Below are 16,675 nucleotides of genomic sequence, written 5' to 3'. Positions count from 1 at the left end.
ATGATAAATGGAGATCATTGATTGACTTGTTATGGGTTTAGTAATTATGGGTTTATCCAGGCGCCGCCATCCAACTTCGTGATCTTGCGGCGCGGTTCCTGGATACTGTAATGGTTTAATGATCCCGGACACTTCTAAAGGCAGACTTTATACTGTCAGCAGAGGTGACGATGACAAACGAGAAAAAACACAAGCAGCCCAAATACAGTCTGGAATTTAAGCAAGATGCCGCCAATCTGGTTCTTGAAAAGGGCTACAGCCAGCAACAAGCTGCCGACCATCTGGGCATCTCATTAAGCGCCCTGGGACGCTGGGTTCGAGCGGAGAGCAAGCCAATTACCCATGGCTCGGCGACGAAAAAGCCAAACTTGAGCCTAGGGGATCAGGATGAATTGATTCGCTTGCGGAGGGAAAATGAACAGTTGCGAATGGAGCGCGAGATATTAAAAAAGGCCGCGGTGAGTTCAACCGGTGGTCGCAACACACTGATTAAATTTATCACGGGGCGTTATAAAACCAAGCGTCTTTCTAGGTCTGGTATTGAGTTTTAAAGCAATCTCATCGAGATATGGCTGCGTATAACCACTTAGATCTGTCCCCTTTGGAAAATATTGTCGCAGTAACCGGTTGGTGTTTTCATTGGTCCCCCGTTGCCAAGGACTTTTAGGATCGCAGAAATACATTGCTACATCGGTCGCTACACTAAATCGTTTATGTTGGGCCAGTTCTGTACCGCGATCCCAAGTCAATGAAGCCATTACACCCTGGGGAAGTTGTTTTACTTGCCGTATCAATGCATTCACCGCATTAACCGTATCTTTACCATCTACTTGAACCAGCATGACAAATCGTGATTGACGTTCAACGAGCGTCGCAATGTGGCTATTTTTGGAGCCCGAAATAAGATCACCTTCCCAATGTCCAGGTATGGCTCGATCTTCAATTTCTGCTGGTCGCAACCGGATGGAAATGGCATCAACGATTTGCCCTCGTGGCTGACCCTCAGTGGAGGAAGACTTGCCTCGGCGCATCATGCGTCTAGAGCGAAGATGTTTCATAAGCTCCTTCTTCAAAACGCCTCGTGCTTGAATAAATAGGCTCTTATAAATCGTTTCATGAGATAAATGCATCTGTTGATCGACTGGATAAGTCTGTTTAAGCCAGCCTGAAATTTGCTCAGGCGACCAATCGAAATGAAGTTTGCTTGCGACAACCGCTTGTAATTCCGGATGTGTTTGCAGGCGACAGGATTTGGGGCGCTGCGCTCGATCCCAGGCATTTGCGTCGGCCTCAACAGCTCGATAATGATTTATGCTCTGATTTCGGGCAATTTCGCGGCTTATCGTTGAAGGGGAACGCTTGAGCTTGATGGCAATCTGGCGATGCGACTGACCCGCCGCAAGACCACGAGAAATTTCTTCTCGCTCCATTAAACTTAGTACCCTCGGCGATCGCGAACGTGTGGCTGGAATAATCCCACCGTGGGCAGATAGCACTGTATGGACGGAGCCCGCGTGCTTACCCAGAGCTCGGCCTATATCACTGAGTGATTGCCCTGCTTTCCATCGCCGCCAAAGTTCTGCCTTTTCTGCAGAAGACAAACCCGGTCGTCCTAATTGCGCCATGATTACACCCCCTATATCTCATTGTAGATTAGTTGGTGTTGCGACCACCGGTTGAACTCACCGCCGTCTTCTTTGCGAAAGAAGCCGAATAAAATACGGGTTTATTCAGGTGCAACAGCAGACGTATCCAGTGACCGTGCTCTGTCGAGTGATGCAGGTGAGTACCAGTGCTTATTATGAGTGGTTAAAAGCCCCGCGGGACTGTGACAAAGATAAACAAGATCAAAGCGTTGCCGAAAAAGCCAGGCAGATTTTCGTCGACAATAAACAGTGCTTTGGCTCGCGTCGTTTAGCGGATCGGTTGCAAAAACAAGGCTTTGCCGTTGGGCGCTTTAAAACGCGGCGCATCATGCGAGATTTAAAATTGCAGGTTCGCTATCCCAAGCGATTTAAAATCACGACTGATAGTAACCATAACGACGCTATATCGCCCAACCGATTAGATCGGCAATTCCAAGTCGCCAAGCCCAATCAGGTATGGACGACTGATATTACCTACGTGTGGACCCTGCAAGGCTGGCTGTATGTTGCGGTGGTGATTGATCTGTTTTCCCGCCAAGTGGTGGGCTGGGCAATTGACGATCACATGCGCACCTCGCTCTGCGTGCGGGCCTTGCAAATGGCATTTTGGCGCCGTAAGCCGCCAGCTGGCCTGCTACATCATTCAGATCGTGGCAGCCAGTACGCCAGCCGGGAATATCGCCAACATTTAGCGGTGATGAAGATGGAACAGAGTATGAGCCGCAAAGGCAATTGCTGGGATAATTCGCCGACAGAACGCTTTTTCCGTAGTTTGAAGCATGAACAGCTCAACTACGAGAAATTCAAAACCCAAATCGCGGCAAAACTGAGCGTGATCGATTATTTGGCTTTTTATAATGGCCGCCGGTCACACTCAACATTGGGCTATCAGTCCCCGATCGAATTCGAGCGGGAATTTTATAGAAACGCTGCCTAAACAGCTGTCCGGTTTCTGTTGACCATTACAATACATATACCCCGGAGCATGGACACGTCTCCGTTAGATGGTCAATGGTATAGGTCGAGATGTTCGCGCATTCCTTCCAAGCCTCGCCTGAGCTGTGCGTTCTGTTATTGAGAGCGTCATGATCAAGCGATTTAAAGTTGATGCTGGATTCACCCCTTGCCCGGTGAATGAAGGCGACGAACTCTATCCGAATGGCATTTTCGAGTTCAATATCACCGGCATTCTTGAACATATCCAGCGCAACCCAACCGATGTCGCCCTCGTGGAGATCACCGTGGATGACTTCTTTCATGGCTTTTCGTCCCTCAATGAATCGCAGGTCGAGTTGGCTGATATGTCTAAGCCCGTGCTGCTCGCCGAGATTTCTCCGGGGAATTTCAACCTGATCGATGGACACCACCGCGTGGAGAAGGCGCGACGGAGTGGTGTGTTTACCCTACGCGCCCACAAATTTACAGCTGTCCAGCATCTGCGTTTCTTGACTAGTGAGAGGGCCTATCTGTCATACATTGAATACTGGAACGGCAAAGTGAAACAACTGAGACAGGTTAGCAGGGCCGAACATTGTCCTAACGGATGAACAGAGCACTAATGACCAGATGTTCATAATCTGGTTAGGCTTGTACGGCGTTGATGATATGGGTTGCATCTTAGCGGTTGCGATTTACGATTGGAACCCACGGTCGATTTTCTCGAAAGTCGCAAAAGTGAATTCCATGCCAAACTATCACATGTTCCAATACAAAAGTGGCCATCGATTCGGATACGATTACGCCAAAAATTAATGACTGCTTTTGGGATTGGCGAACTAGCAATACCGACCCCTAGCTGCCGTTCGCACAATTTGCCGACCATGTCTGAAGTGCATCAATTAGCAGCCATTCCAAGCATTCATACTCCGAACGGTTGTAAAAGGATCTTGATCGCTTGATAAAGGGATAAATCCCGAAGGAATAAAATACCTCGGAAATCCGCTAATAGTCAGAAGGCAGACTAAACTTTGAAAAACTTTCTTGGTGTATAAGTAAATACTGAGCTGTTTGTTGATATTCTGCTGGTTAAAGGGAATCACCGTGCCGCAAATAGCTCCAGTTGGTCCAATAGGTGATGATGGTGCGCAGTTAGATTCGCCAACTCTGACGTTGCAGTCGATCAGGTTATTTTAACGTTTTGTTGAATAACAACTATGATTTCAGAATGAACTGAAATACTTTAAACGGGGTGAATACCCCGTCCGGCAATGGGTAGCAGGTTGGTGAAAAACCATATTCCGGCCACTAATTCAGCCGGAAAAGGCCTTTATTTAGTATAAAAACCAACCTGGTGACACTAAATGTAGGCTCGATTGATTGTAAAAAAGAGTTTTTCACCAACCTGCTAGAGCATTGGAGTTAGGTAAAACCTCTTACACGGATTATCAAAGTCCATCTAAGTGGCTCAAAGCTGATGTGAGCAACAATTTATTCATTTTCTGTTATTATTACAGTCTCATAAGTTACTTCAATATAGCCATCAACCAAATAAAGTCTAAAAATCATAGCTCCTGAGTTATTTTTCTTTACGTACCCATTGCTAATATTGCCTGCATTTAGATTAATTTCTAACTCACTCTTGTCGCAAGTAAATAATATACTCTTTACACCTTTAAACTGCAGCTTAAGGAAACTCCGACTTTTAGCATCCTCCGTTGAATAGATTAAGACCGAAATAACAAAGTCTTTTTCTACAGACATAGTCTCGAGGATTCCATCATGCCAGTCTATACTTTCTATGTTTGTTATTTTCATCACGATCTTAGAGATAAATTAATAAGCCAATTTACTACCGGCACCAACTACAAAAGGACATGCCTCAGGTTGTGCCACACAGATAGCTACAACACCAACACAACCGATACCAATGCCGACTCCCAGAATTACACCTTGGCATGTTGATCCGCACATTTGGGAATTATTTGGGCTACTTTGAGGAAGCACATCTGGTTCAAAACCATTTTTACGAGCACAATCTTTAATTTTTTGTGGGGCATCAGAAGAAGTTCCGCCATGGGATGTGCCACCGAATTCTCCCATCGATCCACTTCCTCCATTCCTACATTCCCAATGCAAATGCCTACCGTCACCTACAGAATTTCTGTCGATTCTTATGGTACAGCCCCCACCACAATCTATGGTTTTTCCAGTTTTATGGTCAGCTCCCATGGGATCAACAAAATTAATTGGATTTCCCTCTGTATAGGCATATAGGTTTGTACCTCCATTCTCGCCGATTGGATCTCTTGACAGCCATCGACCCGTATTTGGATCATATGCTCGGTAGTTAGTCAGATAAAGTCCAACACCCTGTAGATTAAACATCCCTCCGAATAGATAATCCGGCGTAATCCTGGCCAAACTCTGGACCGGTTTGCCGTAGGCATCATAATCGAACGAAGATGTCGTGGCGCCGGTATTCATCAGTTGTGCATCACGCACCGAGCCTAGGTGGTCACGGGCATAATAAAGACGCACGTTGCCCGCGGTTCGAATCTCCCCTTCTGGATAATAACGCCGTGTAACCGCATCAGCGGAAGTGCGAGCCTGACACAGGCTATCGCCACACCAAAGATAACGCGTGACCGTAGGCGCCGCCACGCCATTACTAGATCTGATAGAGATGCGCCGACCTAGGCCGTCGTAGCCGAATTGGTAATCAACGTTCGATTGCGCATTCAAGGTAACCTTGATCAGCCGGTTTTCGGCATCCCACACATAACTGCGCACACCGTCGTTGGTGACGTTGCCGTTGGCGTCGTAGGTATAGCTTTGGGCATTGACGGTAGTGATTTGATTCAGGCCGTTGACCGAGATTGGGATACTGCCTTTCGGCGTAGTGATCCCGGTCAGATTGGTGCCGGAGTCATAGTCGTAACTATATTGGTCTCCGGTAGACACATCGACCGACGTCAACCGGTCTGCACCGTCATAACCGAAGGTGTAATCCTTGGCAGCCCAGTTTCCGCTCAAGGTCGTGGTTTCGCTGATTTGGCTAATTCGATTTTCCGGCGTGGTAACATAGCCATAGCTTCGCGTGGCTCCGATGTTTTGGATGCCCAATAAACGCCGGTCGTTCTGGCTGCCGTCATATTCCCAGGTCGTTCCGACCTTGCCGGCGCTGTCTTGTAGACCAGTCAGTTGACTTGTTTCGCCCAAATAAGTTTGGACGAAGTTACCCAACGGGCTGTTGTGGGCAATCAAACGCCCAAGCGCGTCATAATTGAAGGTTTCAGTGACTGAATCAATGTTACGTTTGACGACTCTACGCAATTCATCATATTGAAAGCTGACCGTATCGTTGTTGTAGGGGCCATCGATCTGGCTCAGTTTTAACGCGCCTAATTGGCCAATAGCCTGATATTGGTACTGCGTGGCACCGGTACCGTCGGTCATCGAAGCCACTCTGGGGAACCAAGGATCGTAGCTAAAACTGACGTTCGGCGTGGTATTGACCGCATTGCTGTAAGTTAGCGCGGTTGGTTTATCATCCTTGGCATAGATGAAGGTTTTTTTCTGGCCCAGCGAGTCGGTTACCGATTTGAGCCGGCTGGTAGTCGCTTCATAGGCATAAGTTGTTTGTTTGCCGTCGGCATAAGTTTTAGCCGTGACCCGGCTTTGAATGTCGCGGTTCCAGGAGGTAACCTTGTCGTTGCCGTCGGTCAAACTTTTTAAGTACTGGTTAGGATAGTAAGTGTATTGGGTTTTATGCCCCAAGGGATCGGTTTCGGCGATTAGGTTGCGCACCGCGTCGTAGCTGTAATGCGTTGTGCGCCCTTCTCTGTCGGTGACTGACGCTTTGTCCAGCTTATCCCAGGTCGTGGTTTGCGAAGTGCCGTCCGGATAAGTGATTTTGGACAGGCGGTCGAAGTCGTCATAGCTGTACGCCAGGGTATAGCCTTCCGAATCGGTGCGGGTTTCGACCCGACCGTAGGTGTCGTAGGTCAAACTTAATTGGGTTTTGCCGTTTGCATTGGTCACTTGAGCCGGATAACCGAGATTATCGTAGCTGTAGCTAGTTATTTGGCCTAACGGATCTTTCACTTCGATCAGTTGGCCGGCACTGTTATAGCTATAGCTGGTCGTCTGTCCTGCTGCATCGGTCGAGGTTAACGGCAAATGCTGACTGTTATAGGTGAATTTAGCGATTGTGGTAAAGGTGTTCGCCGCCGTTTTTTGGTCGATCTGAATCGGATCAATTTGGTTGGCAGCGTAGGTAATTTTGGTATCTCGGCCCAGCGCATCGATTCGTTCGGTCACTTGCCCCAGACCGTTGTAACTGGTTTGCAACAATTGCGTCGTGCCGTCGTCCAGAACCCGGCCTTGCCGCGTCGGCTGGTCATAGGTACCGGATACAGCAGTGCCCAAGCCGCCATTCGGTTGCCCCGGATAATTGAACCAAATGCGGTTTTCCAGCGGGTATTTGATGCTTTCCACCGGCTGACAGGTAACCCCGGTATTTTGCGCGCAATGGGTCCAATGTTTGATGCGGGCCTTGGTGTAATCTCCCGCTGCAATTTTATAAGCGTGTTTGTCCCAGTAATAGGTATTTCTGCCGTTTATGTAGGAATTAAACGGTGCGATGATGCCTTGCGGTACTGTGGACGTGGGATCGTTAAAGGGAATAGACGATATGCCTTGCTGGAATTCCAGACGTTCGGTGTTTCCCAATGGATCGGTAGCCTGCAGATAACGCGAGGAGCCACTGCCCCCATAGGCGAAGGTCGTCGTTCCGTAAGGCGTGGTCATACTGTCAATCAGTGACGCACTGTCATAATGAAAACCGGAGGTCAGCCCAAAAACATCTTTAATACTGGTCAAGCGTCCACTGCTATCATAAGTCATCGATGCGCTACGTCCGAAGGGGTCGGTGATCTTCGTAACCAATAAAGGCCGGTTACTCAAGTCGTAGCTAAACGTCGTATCGCGCCCGGTAGCATCGGTAACGGATGACAGACGCAGTTGGTTATCATAATTTAAGGTTAACGCATTGCCGCTTGGGTCGACGATCTGGGTCAGAAACACCAAACGCGTTGACGTGGTAGAACCGTTGGATTGCCCATAAACCTCGACACTACCATTGGGTAAACGGCGTTCGTATCGTATCGGACTGCTGGAAACAAGGACTAAAACGGCTTGGTTTTTAGTCTCCGGGGTAAACTGATGGGTAGTGCTGTTATAACCGCTGTAATCATAACTACCGCCGCCAGCCGCGTAACGGGAAACACTGGCTCCAGGCGAAGTAGGGTTATCTTGAATGTAAGTCAACCAGTTCAGCGACCATTTTTGGCTGACGTTGAAAAAGCTGAAGTTGGCGGGTTGGTCTGCATCCCGTTGGTTATAAGTCAGGGTGGTAAAAACTTCTGGCCCTTTAGGCGGACGATAGCCAACTGGTATGTCACTGAAATTAAGGCTAACCGCCATCTCAGAGAAGTTGTAATCACACATCCCGCCATTACATTTACCGGGTTTGGTGGGGTCGCCTTGCGATCCGACTTGATTCGGATCGTTATTGCCGGTGTAACCCATACCGTACAATTTATCCGCCTCGGCGAGCTGAATTTTATGCCAGCCGGCTTCGAGCTTGTTAGTTGGCACCAAGTAATGACCACTGGCTTCTTGATCGATCGCGTCGCGTGTCACCCATAAGTCTTGGCCGAAAATGGGGTCTTGAATATGGTAGCGGCCTTGCCGCTCTTCCAAGATAGCGGCGTAATGGCTCACGTTCCAATGCACCACGGAAGGTACGGGAATCGGCTCGCCCGGAAGCCGTTTGATCAATGAGTAAGGGATTTTGGCTTGTTTAGCCAATTTACCGACTTTGGTCAGGCTTACGCCGTGAGTTCCGGAACGGTAGTTGTCTAAGAATTCGACTTGTTTAGGCGTCATGCCTTGCGATAGAAGCAGATTTTTCAACGCCATCGGTCCGCATAAATAAGCGATACCGTAATTATTGCGCATTTGCCATAAGCCTTCCCGCGCACCGGCGACATTCTCAGTTGCTGGTCCAGAGACTTGTCGATCACCCATTTCCGCAAAAAGGGCCTCCAAACGATCAGCATGACCAACACGGGCATGCATGCGCATTAATTCGCCTAAAGCACGATCGACCAGAACTTTAATTTGCGGTTCGGTAACGTTCTTGCCAAAAAGCCACGCTTTTTCCCAGGTGTCAATGGCCAGACTGAAACGACCCGCTTGATAATAAGACAAGCCTAAATTCGTAAGTAGTGCTGTTTGCCATCCTGAAGCCGGATGCGCGGCTAGGTAGTCGGTTAAGGCGCTGTAATCGTCTTCGCTACCACGTGTTTGATATTTTTGAATAGCCGAAAGAAGATCACTATCTTCATCTGCTGTCGTAGCGATGGTAGGGTACAGCGGTTCGGCAAATTGGGTGGCACTGAGTTTTGCCAGCTGCTCATGAACCCCATCTGCCGCTGGATTCACCTCTGCGTGAATAGCAGGGACCGTCAAACTAATGACCAACAGGAAAAGTAATTGGCGCCAACGTTTCAGGGTGTTCCCGAATTTGACGCGTTGTGATATGCGGAAGCCGAATAGTCCGGCGGCCAAAAGCAATAAAGACGACGGCTCTGGAACGGTGCCGCCGCCTGTGTTTCCGTTATTCGCTTGAACTGACAAATCGTCGACGGTAAATTGGGTGCAGTTAAAACTGCCGCAACTGTAGGGGTCGGAAGTATTCCCTGTCACGAGGGCAAAAAAATCCAATTGGTTGATACCGGTAAAATTGAAAGCGAATAATTGCGCAGTGGTCGAGGAAACGGTCACGGTCTTGCTAAATAGCACTGAACCGTTCAATAAGCCTTCTACCGTGACGTCGAGCCCATCGTAGTAGCCGGCAGCTAGATAGGCATCGCCAACATCGAAAAGACCGGAGGAACTCAAGGAGCCAATCACCGGCGAGATCGTAGAGCCATTAATCAATTCACCGCCAGTATAAGCGGCGTTTGTACCGGAAACTACCCCGCTGGAAAACCCAAAGAAACTATTGGAAGTGTCATAGGCTGAAAAATTGGACCAGCTATAGCCCTGATAATTGGTTCCGGTTAAATCGATGTCGCCGGTACTGGCATTGAGATCGTCGAAATTGAGGGAAAGCGCCTGGGCGAGTGGGGTAAATATCAGGCTGGAAACTGCGAAAAGAAATACGCTAACCGGCAAAACAAGAACGTTCATAAAAATCCCTCAAGAACATGTCCCTGCGCCCCTATAAACTCCTAGAGGCCAGTGAGAGTTGAAAAAAATCTAACAATTCAAGAATAGCGACCTACAAAAACCAAAAATATGGTCGGAACATACCATAACTTTGATGTACGTCACAACCGCGACAGAAAATTTTGACGTAGAGATAAATTCAGAGGACGAATTTAGGTATTTCTGCGAATTGCATCGACCAATAAGACCTAATGTAATCAGTGGGATTGTTGGAATTGACTTCTAAAAAATCCTCTGCGCCTATAAGAGTTAGCAGCCAGGCGCGGTAAAAATTCTCTAACTTTACACCTGATTCAAGCACCTAAGTCAAAGTTCAGCGAATCGCTGTCCTTATAATGCTATTCATATGCATATGACCGGAATGCGCTCAACAGCGGTCGTAGAAAAATATTTTTCCGACTTATTGGAGTGGCTGCTAATGGCCGAAACCGAGCGACCCTAAGCAACTCGCATTGCTAGTATTGAATGCACAGCCAAGCAAATTCTCGGATGGCAAAGCGATGAACGTTTAATCAAACTTTGCTGTTCACCCGCAAGCCCTTCAATGCTTCAGACTCCCGCAATTGACAATTGTCCATTACGCCCAACTTTTGTCCTCACTGTTCAAACCTGTAAAACTGCCAGCCGATTTCAGCGCGAATATCGGTTGTAGCCGCAGAAAGCTTGGGTTGGGATAAGTCATTGAATATGTTATACTATATCAACAGCGATCAGTTTGTTTCGGTCGCTGTTCGCATCCTCCACCCCTCGACGCTTCCATAACATGACGCCTATTTTTCATCGGGTTTGATCATCCGCTGCGTGTTCGTGCGCCTGTCGTTTTGTTTGGGATAGTCGTAGGTCCGGCGGGATTTGCTTGTTTATTGTTGTTTACTTCATAACAGGAGACATCTGATGTCATTTACCACGCTTGATAACGCCAGTCCGTCGCTACAGGTGTTAGCCGACGGTTTAAAAACCGCTTGCCGCGATTACGCGCAGACGGTGCAACAGCCCCCGTCTTATGCTCTAACCCTGGAACTGGGTCATACCGTGCGCTATTTAGCCCGCTGTGTCACGCTGGTGTTATGCGCGGCACTGGGTGAGCACGATCCCGATTTAGACGAGTTGGACAATCTGAGTCTGACTGACCTCAGCGGTGAAGACGATGACGAACAGGAATAAGCGCAATAGCCTAGGTCTCGTTATTCTCTTGGCTTTAAGGCGGCTTACTTTAAGGGCTAGTCTGTTTTTTCGCTTCGCCGAGGGAGGACACAACTATGTCCAGTGATGCCGAGCACGAAGGCACTGGCGTTCAACCGTGTTTGCCGCAGCCGCGTTTCGAGTCAGGAGAGTTGGTGGCGACGCCGGGTGCCTTGGACGTACTGGAACGCTTAGGCATCAGCCCCTTCGATTTACTGCAACGCCATATCCGCGGCGATTGGGGCGATGTCTGTGCCGAGGACGCCAAGGCTAATGAAGACGCCTTACGCAGTGGCTCACGACTCCTGTCAGCGTATGAATTACCTACCCCAGCAGTGGATAGCCCTGCAACGGGGTCAGTCAAGCTCTGGTTGATAACCGCGGCAGATCGTAGCGTGACCACCATTCTGTTACCCGAGGAGTATTGAACAACATCTGGCTGTTCGTTTTCACTTCCTATTTTTAAATACTGATTGATTTCATTACTACTTTGGAGAAATTCTCATGACGCAAAAAACTACCCAACCCGCATTAGATTCTAATACCCCAGCTAAAGCCGCTGTAGAAACTGGCCCAACCGATAGTGCAAGTACCGGTACGGCCACTGCGAAAGGCGTAACAACCACTGCTGGTAAAACCGTGTCGGTCAAACCTGCGAAAAATCAACCGTCGGCTGAGCAAGTCAAGGCGTCAGCTTTGGCTGGCGATGACGGCATTGGTCATGATAATGGCGTTGGCGGTGATACTGGCACGGATGCTGATGCTAATGGTGACGGTGATACTGAGAGCGGTACCGATACGGGTGTCCTTGACGGTGATGTTGATGGGGATACTGATCAGGCTGGAGTTGACGGTGCTAGTGTTAGTGCCCTTGCAACTGTTGCTGCAGATGCAGATGCAGAAACCAACATTGGGCGCACCCGTGCACCAGTAGGCAAAAGCACCGGCAAAACCGCTGACACCAAAGGCGAGCTCTCGCCGGAAATCGTGGAACTGGTGACGGAGTTACGCGATACGGTCAAGCAACTTGCCCCTAATCGGCATACGCCTAAGACCTTGAAACGGGCTTTGTCCAATGTCTCGGCAATTCTGCATGACATCGACACTCTCTACCAGCAGTCCGAATAACCGCTATTCACCGTGATAAGCGCTTGTCAGTTTTACTAGTTCTGAACTGACGCACTTTTTATTTTAATCCTGACGTGACTTTTCCTGATGGGCTTCACCGCTCAGGCTAAGTCACGTCTATTGATCGGAGAACAGATCATGAATAACCCTTTTCAAGTACACGAACTGCCTGGCCATTTTCTGATACTACGGCCCGTTACCGAAGCGGAAATAGTGGCGATGGCCAAGCATTTAATCGCGCAGCAGTTCATCCGTGGTCAGACGTTAACCTCCCCTGACGATGCGCGCGAGTTTCTGATGTTGGAATTAGCACATTTAGAGCATGAGGTGTTCTATTGCATTTTCCTGGATAACCAACACCGCATTATTGAGGCTGAGGCCTGTTTCCAGGGCACGATAGATTGTGCCAATGTCTATCCCCGTGAACTGGTGAAACGCACCTTGCAATTGAATGCCCGCGCGGTGATTTTGGCGCATAACCATCCTTCGGGTTTGGCGGAACCCAGCGAAGCCGACCGTGCGATTACACGTAAATTAATCGACGCCCTCAATCTGGTCGAAGTAAGAGTATTGGATCATTTCATTATTGCCGGCATTGAGCAGTTTTCCTTTGCCGAAAGAGGCTTGTTATGAGCGGGAATACACAATTGCCCGGAAGAACGTGCAGCAGTGCGGCGTTAACCCGTTTGACGTTTATCCGCTTGCCATGGATCGGCGTGAACACCCGCGTTGGTATCAGCCGAGCCGTCAACCTTGAACCAGTCGCCAATTGGCGACAAACCTCGCCTGTGAACATGCGATGGGGCTTACGGCGTCTCTTGCCGTCAAAGGTCTGGAGAACTGCACATCATTTAGGCATGTTAATGCACATTAACATGCCTATGCGGGCATTTATGATCACGGATATAGCAATGAATGCGGACATTAGCGACGTGAGCGACATGGCTGTCGCGGACCGGATCGACTTCACTAGCATCGGTGTCCTTGATGTCCTTATCAACGTCTTTTGTGACGTCGATGTACTTGCTACCGTTGCGGCCTTTTTTGCCCCTGATGTCCTCAATGATGTTGATGTGATTGATGTCGTTAATGACATCAATGCGATTCATCGAGGCGCGGTAGATCACGAGGAGGCTGCGGTATGACCAACGACTCGTCATTACCCCTGACACATGATCATGCAGTCCGCAGTCGTGTCGCGCTGATGGTGTATCTCGATAATCTGGCACCCAGCGGTCGCCGTTCGATGCGGTCCTTGTTACAACGCGCGGGTCGGTTGTTGGCTTGGTCAGGGACAGTGGAGGACATGCCCTGGCTGTCGTTACGTTATCAGCAGCTGATGCAGTTACGGTCGGCGTTACGTCAGGCGGATTTGTCGATCAATACCGTGAATACCTGCCTGGCGGCGATACGCGGGGTGTTGAAAGCCGGCTTTTTGCTGGGTGACTATCCGGCGGAGGACTGGCAACGGATTCAGGCGCTAAACAGTGTGCGCGGTAAAGTGCTGCCAGCCGGTCGTCAGCTGGCGACACGGGAAATCCACCGGCTATTAGCTATTTGCGAACAAGACAAAGCCGCTCTGGTCGGCCAACGCGATGCGGCGATCCTGACCTTGTTGGTGTTTGCCGGCCTGCGGCGCAGTGAGGTCGTTAGTCTCTGTGTCAACGATTATGTGCCCCGCAACGGCTTGCTGCTGATTCGTGAAGGTAAAGGGCAGAAGCCGCGAGAATTGCAGCTGCCGGCCCAGGCCAGGCAGGCTTTAAAGCGCTGGTTGCATCAACGCGGAGGCGTGCCGGGGCCGTTGTTTTGCCAATTGGCGAAAACCCAGCGCTGTTCTGATCAAGATCATGTCCAGCAACAGCGAGGGAGTCTGGGTTGTTTACCGACCGAACCAATCAACGCCCATCAAGTGTATGCGCTGCTCAAGCGGCGTTGCCGGCAGGCGAAGCTCAAGCCTTGTACACCGCACGACTTACGTCGCACGTTTATCAGCAAGCTGTTGGAACAAGGGGTGGACTTTAACACCACCCGGCAATTGGCCGGCCATGAGCATTTGCAAACCACGGCCTTGTATGACCGCCGCACAGTGAAAACGCAACGACAAGCCATGGCGAATTTTCGCTTGTAACAAGCTAACAGCACGCTGCTGGTTGGCACAGCCCAACCGCGTTATTAAAAACTGTCACTCAATCAACGATGCCGGTATGCCGCGCCCGATGAGCAGGATGCTGTGCGTTTAAATCACCTCACCGAATTATCTCTGTTATCTGGAGGATTATTTATGCCTGTACTAATTGAACACATCGATGCCATTGCTCGCCAAAAACAACGGGCGGTGTTGTATCTGGAATTTCATCCGCAATCGGACTTCGCAGACTCGTCTGTTTACGACTATGAAGCCGATAACAAACGCCAAGCATTTTTAGACTGGCTGCAACAACACGGCATCGCCTGGCAGCCTAGCGCGCCGATAGCCTCAGGCTGTGGTTTCGGTGCCTATCTCGGCCAGATCTATGTCGATTTGCCGATGGACGATGACGATCCACTGTATCGCCATTTACGTGATCACTTGGAATATCCCGATGGTTCGATGCGCGATCCTAACCAACGATTTTTCTATCTGCCGTTAGACATCGCTATGCGGAATGCTCATCACGACGAGCCGGGATTTTGGGAGAAATGGGCCAAGGATTTTTAGTCACGTTGCAAGTCATGCCTTCGCGTTTTTTCCGACAAGGTTCATACAGAAAACCATCTTGCAAAGATAACAAACTCGGCAATACCGATGCCGTTTTTTCAGATTTTTTTTAACCAAAAAGGACACCAAAAACTAACGATTACTACGCAGTGAAAAATGCGCGCATTTTTTTGCGAAAAAAACACACTGCAAAAAACACCGCAAAAACGCGGGAAAAACCGCGATTTTCAAAACTGTAAATGAGTTGCACCTCAACAAACCGTGGTGCCAATCATGTCCGCAAATACCCATTCACAACTGCCATTTGTGCCGAGATTTATCCGCATTCGCGATGCGCCGTTTTATCTCGGTATGGACAAAAACCGCTTTAACGCAGAGGTCAGACCGGCGCTCACCGAAATCAAAATCGGTACGCAAGGTATTGCCTTTGATCGCATTGAATTAGATGCCTGGGCCGACGATTACGTGCGTCGTGTCGGTACGCCGGGTAACCAAAAACTGGAGAAAGAAACATGGCAAAGAAAATCCCTGGCCTCGTCAAACGGGGCGACTGTTGGCACATCGACAAAGTCATCAAAGGCAAACGCATTTGCGAAAGCACTGGTACAGGCGACCTCGAAGAAGCCCAACGGTACCTCGCCAAAATCATAGATGACCTGCGGCAGGTGTCGGTTTACGGCGCAAGACCCGTACGCACCTTTCGCGACGCGGCCACTAAGTATTTAAACGAAACCGATAAGCGCAGTCTGGCGCGGGATGCGTATTGCCTGAAAAAACTGGAGCCGCATATCGGCGATATGGACATTACCCATGTGCACATGGGGACGTTGCAAGCGTTTATCGAGGCGCGTAAGGCGGACGGGGTTAAAAGCAAAACCATTTCCCGTGAATTGGCGGTGCTACGGCGGATTTTATCCTTGGCGGCCCGCGCCTGGCGTGACGAGCACAATAAACCCTGGATCGATACGGCACCGTTATTAGAGTTACCCGACTGGGAAGACGGTGCGGAACCCTATCCGCTGAACTGGCAGGAGCAAGAACGCTTCTTTGCGCTGCTGCCTGAGCATCTGCGCTGCATGGCGCTGTTCAAAGTTAACACGGGCTTACGGGAACAAGGCGTCTGCTGGTTACGCTGGGACTGGGAAGTCAACGTGCCGGAACTGAATACCTCGATCTTTATTACGCCCGGTAAACGGATTGAGTATGAGGATGGGATTTGGCGAGGCGAAAAGAACAAGGAGGATCAGATCGTGGTGCTGAATCAAGTCGCGCGCTCGGTCATCGCAGCGCAGCGGGGCTTGCACCCGGTTTATGTGTTTCCTTATGAGGGCCGCCGAATCGGTAATATTCATACCACTTCATGGAAAAAGGCTTGGCAGAAAGCCGGATTGCCGGTGGATGGCTCGTACAACAAAGGGCCGCATAACCTGAAGCATACCTTTGGCCGGCGCTTGCGCTCGGCCGGGGTGAGTCTGGAAACCCGGAAAGTATTGTTGCACCATAAGTCAGGCGACATTACCACCCACTATTCGGGTGCGGAAATTCAGGAGTTGATTAACGCCGTCGAACGGGTTTGCGCCTCGGAAGAAGGCATTAGTCTGACGATCCTGAAAAGGAGCTCCGGTAAACCCCGCTAGGGCGGATCATATGAAGATTAGAACTGCAATCCTGATCTGATAGTGACCGAATCGATTAGCACCGCCATACAGTGCTTTCGATGCGGTCAGCCGACCACAACTACTACGTCTTTGCAAACGGCTCAACAGCCGAATTTTATAACCCTAAC

Annotated in this window: 14 protein-coding genes and 1 pseudogene; 11 read left to right on the top strand and 4 right to left on the bottom strand. The window is 49.5% G+C overall.

The annotated features are described in order from the left end of the window. Positions 1-170: 170 nt before the first annotated feature. Positions 171-551 carry a transposase gene (locus METH11B_RS27075; RefSeq protein ID WP_026603579.1) on the top strand — a complete coding sequence of 127 codons (381 nt, stop codon included), beginning with the start codon at positions 171-173 and terminating at the stop codon, positions 549-551. Here METH11B_RS27075 and METH11B_RS28815 read toward each other — a convergent pair. Continuing rightward, positions 465-1,625 (bottom strand): IS30 family transposase, encoded by a 1,161-nt coding sequence (locus METH11B_RS28815; RefSeq protein ID WP_081733844.1) that lies wholly within the window; start codon positions 1,623-1,625, stop codon positions 465-467. The genes METH11B_RS27075 and METH11B_RS28815 overlap by 87 nt on opposite strands. Positions 1,626-1,701: 76 nt before the next feature. On the opposite strand from METH11B_RS28815, the pseudogene METH11B_RS0120230 reads away from it, so the two are divergent. Together METH11B_RS0120230 and METH11B_RS0120225 are read left to right on the top strand one after the other, a co-directional pair. Beyond that, positions 1,702-2,583 (top strand): annotated as a pseudogene (locus METH11B_RS0120230) (IS3 family transposase); the annotation flags it as partial. Between the two features lie 148 nt (positions 2,584-2,731). After that, complete coding sequence (locus METH11B_RS0120225; protein ID WP_026603576.1) at positions 2,732-3,193, top strand: hypothetical protein; 462 nt, start codon at positions 2,732-2,734, stop codon at positions 3,191-3,193. Positions 3,194-4,073: 880 nt separating this feature from the next. Here the strand turns inward: METH11B_RS0120225 and METH11B_RS0120220 are convergent. Beyond that, on the bottom strand, positions 4,074-4,346 hold the full coding sequence (locus METH11B_RS0120220; RefSeq protein ID WP_155931152.1) for a hypothetical protein: 273 nt from the start codon (positions 4,344-4,346) through the stop codon (positions 4,074-4,076). A gap of 72 nt (positions 4,347-4,418) precedes the next feature. Further along, a complete protein-coding gene (locus tag METH11B_RS27995; protein WP_026603574.1) occupies positions 4,419-9,842 on the bottom strand; it encodes an RHS repeat-associated core domain-containing protein in 5,424 nt (1,807 codons plus the stop codon). A gap of 933 nt (positions 9,843-10,775) precedes the next feature. Here METH11B_RS27995 and METH11B_RS0120210 point away from each other — a divergent pair. From METH11B_RS0120210 to METH11B_RS0120195, 4 genes are all read left to right on the top strand, one after another. Continuing rightward, positions 10,776-11,045: a hypothetical protein gene (locus METH11B_RS0120210; RefSeq protein ID WP_026603573.1), complete on the top strand. Its 270-nt coding sequence runs from the start codon at positions 10,776-10,778 to the stop codon at positions 11,043-11,045. Positions 11,046-11,140: 95 nt separating this feature from the next. After that, on the top strand, positions 11,141-11,491 hold the full coding sequence (locus METH11B_RS0120205) for a hypothetical protein (RefSeq protein WP_026603572.1): 351 nt from the start codon (positions 11,141-11,143) through the stop codon (positions 11,489-11,491). 76 nt (positions 11,492-11,567) lie between these two features. Next, positions 11,568-12,191: a hypothetical protein gene (locus METH11B_RS0120200; RefSeq protein ID WP_026603571.1), complete on the top strand. Its 624-nt coding sequence runs from the start codon at positions 11,568-11,570 to the stop codon at positions 12,189-12,191. Positions 12,192-12,329: 138 nt separating this feature from the next. Further along, positions 12,330-12,824 carry a JAB domain-containing protein gene (locus METH11B_RS0120195; protein ID WP_026603570.1) on the top strand — a complete coding sequence of 165 codons (495 nt, stop codon included), beginning with the start codon at positions 12,330-12,332 and terminating at the stop codon, positions 12,822-12,824. Positions 12,825-13,051: 227 nt separating this feature from the next. Here the strand turns inward: METH11B_RS0120195 and METH11B_RS29245 are convergent, their stop codons facing one another. After that, positions 13,052-13,300 carry a hypothetical protein gene (locus METH11B_RS29245; protein ID WP_155931151.1) on the bottom strand — a complete coding sequence of 83 codons (249 nt, stop codon included), beginning with the start codon at positions 13,298-13,300 and terminating at the stop codon, positions 13,052-13,054. A 32-nt stretch (positions 13,301-13,332) separates the two neighbouring features. On the opposite strand from METH11B_RS29245, the gene METH11B_RS0120185 reads away from it, so the two are divergent. From METH11B_RS0120185 to METH11B_RS27060, 4 genes are all read left to right on the top strand, one after another. Beyond that, positions 13,333-14,319, top strand: a complete 987-nt coding sequence (locus tag METH11B_RS0120185) for a tyrosine-type recombinase/integrase (RefSeq protein ID WP_026603568.1) — start codon at positions 13,333-13,335, stop codon at positions 14,317-14,319. Between the two features lie 153 nt (positions 14,320-14,472). Further along, positions 14,473-14,889, top strand: a complete 417-nt coding sequence (locus METH11B_RS0120180) for a hypothetical protein (RefSeq protein ID WP_026603567.1) — start codon at positions 14,473-14,475, stop codon at positions 14,887-14,889. Positions 14,890-15,162: 273 nt separating this feature from the next. Next, on the top strand, positions 15,163-15,540 hold the full coding sequence (locus tag METH11B_RS29570) for a hypothetical protein (protein ID WP_036276260.1): 378 nt from the start codon (positions 15,163-15,165) through the stop codon (positions 15,538-15,540). A 14-nt stretch (positions 15,541-15,554) separates the two neighbouring features. After that, the gene (locus tag METH11B_RS27060; protein WP_081733843.1) at positions 15,555-16,526 is read left to right on the top strand and encodes a tyrosine-type recombinase/integrase; all 972 of its coding nucleotides are present in this window, start codon (positions 15,555-15,557) and stop codon (positions 16,524-16,526) included. The last annotated feature ends 149 nt before the right edge of the window (positions 16,527-16,675 follow it).

The sequence above is a fragment of the Methylomonas sp. 11b genome, assembly GCF_000515215.1.
Taxonomy (GTDB): Bacteria; Pseudomonadota; Gammaproteobacteria; order Methylococcales; family Methylomonadaceae; genus Methylomonas.
The sequence above is the reverse complement of the archived record's forward strand: the minus strand, read 5'-3'. Positions and strand labels throughout refer to the sequence as shown.

What these genes read in the sequence shown, in the direction of transcription:
- METH11B_RS27075 (WP_026603579.1), top strand. Translation starts at nt 171, where the DNA reads ATGACAAACGAGAAAAAACACAAGCAGCCCAAATACAGTCTGGAATTT.
- METH11B_RS28815 (WP_081733844.1), bottom strand. Translation starts at nt 1,625, where the DNA reads ATGGCGCAATTAGGACGACCGGGTTTGTCTTCTGCAGAAAAGGCAGAA.
- METH11B_RS0120225 (WP_026603576.1), top strand. Translation starts at nt 2,732, where the DNA reads ATGATCAAGCGATTTAAAGTTGATGCTGGATTCACCCCTTGCCCGGTG.
- METH11B_RS0120220 (WP_155931152.1), bottom strand. Translation starts at nt 4,346, where the DNA reads ATGTCTGTAGAAAAAGACTTTGTTATTTCGGTCTTAATCTATTCAACG.
- METH11B_RS27995 (WP_026603574.1), bottom strand. Translation starts at nt 9,842, where the DNA reads ATGAACGTTCTTGTTTTGCCGGTTAGCGTATTTCTTTTCGCAGTTTCC.
- METH11B_RS0120210 (WP_026603573.1), top strand. Translation starts at nt 10,776, where the DNA reads ATGTCATTTACCACGCTTGATAACGCCAGTCCGTCGCTACAGGTGTTA.
- METH11B_RS0120205 (WP_026603572.1), top strand. Translation starts at nt 11,141, where the DNA reads ATGTCCAGTGATGCCGAGCACGAAGGCACTGGCGTTCAACCGTGTTTG.
- METH11B_RS0120200 (WP_026603571.1), top strand. Translation starts at nt 11,568, where the DNA reads ATGACGCAAAAAACTACCCAACCCGCATTAGATTCTAATACCCCAGCT.
- METH11B_RS0120195 (WP_026603570.1), top strand. Translation starts at nt 12,330, where the DNA reads ATGAATAACCCTTTTCAAGTACACGAACTGCCTGGCCATTTTCTGATA.
- METH11B_RS29245 (WP_155931151.1), bottom strand. Translation starts at nt 13,300, where the DNA reads ATGAATCGCATTGATGTCATTAACGACATCAATCACATCAACATCATT.
- METH11B_RS0120185 (WP_026603568.1), top strand. Translation starts at nt 13,333, where the DNA reads ATGACCAACGACTCGTCATTACCCCTGACACATGATCATGCAGTCCGC.
- METH11B_RS0120180 (WP_026603567.1), top strand. Translation starts at nt 14,473, where the DNA reads ATGCCTGTACTAATTGAACACATCGATGCCATTGCTCGCCAAAAACAA.
- METH11B_RS29570 (WP_036276260.1), top strand. Translation starts at nt 15,163, where the DNA reads ATGTCCGCAAATACCCATTCACAACTGCCATTTGTGCCGAGATTTATC.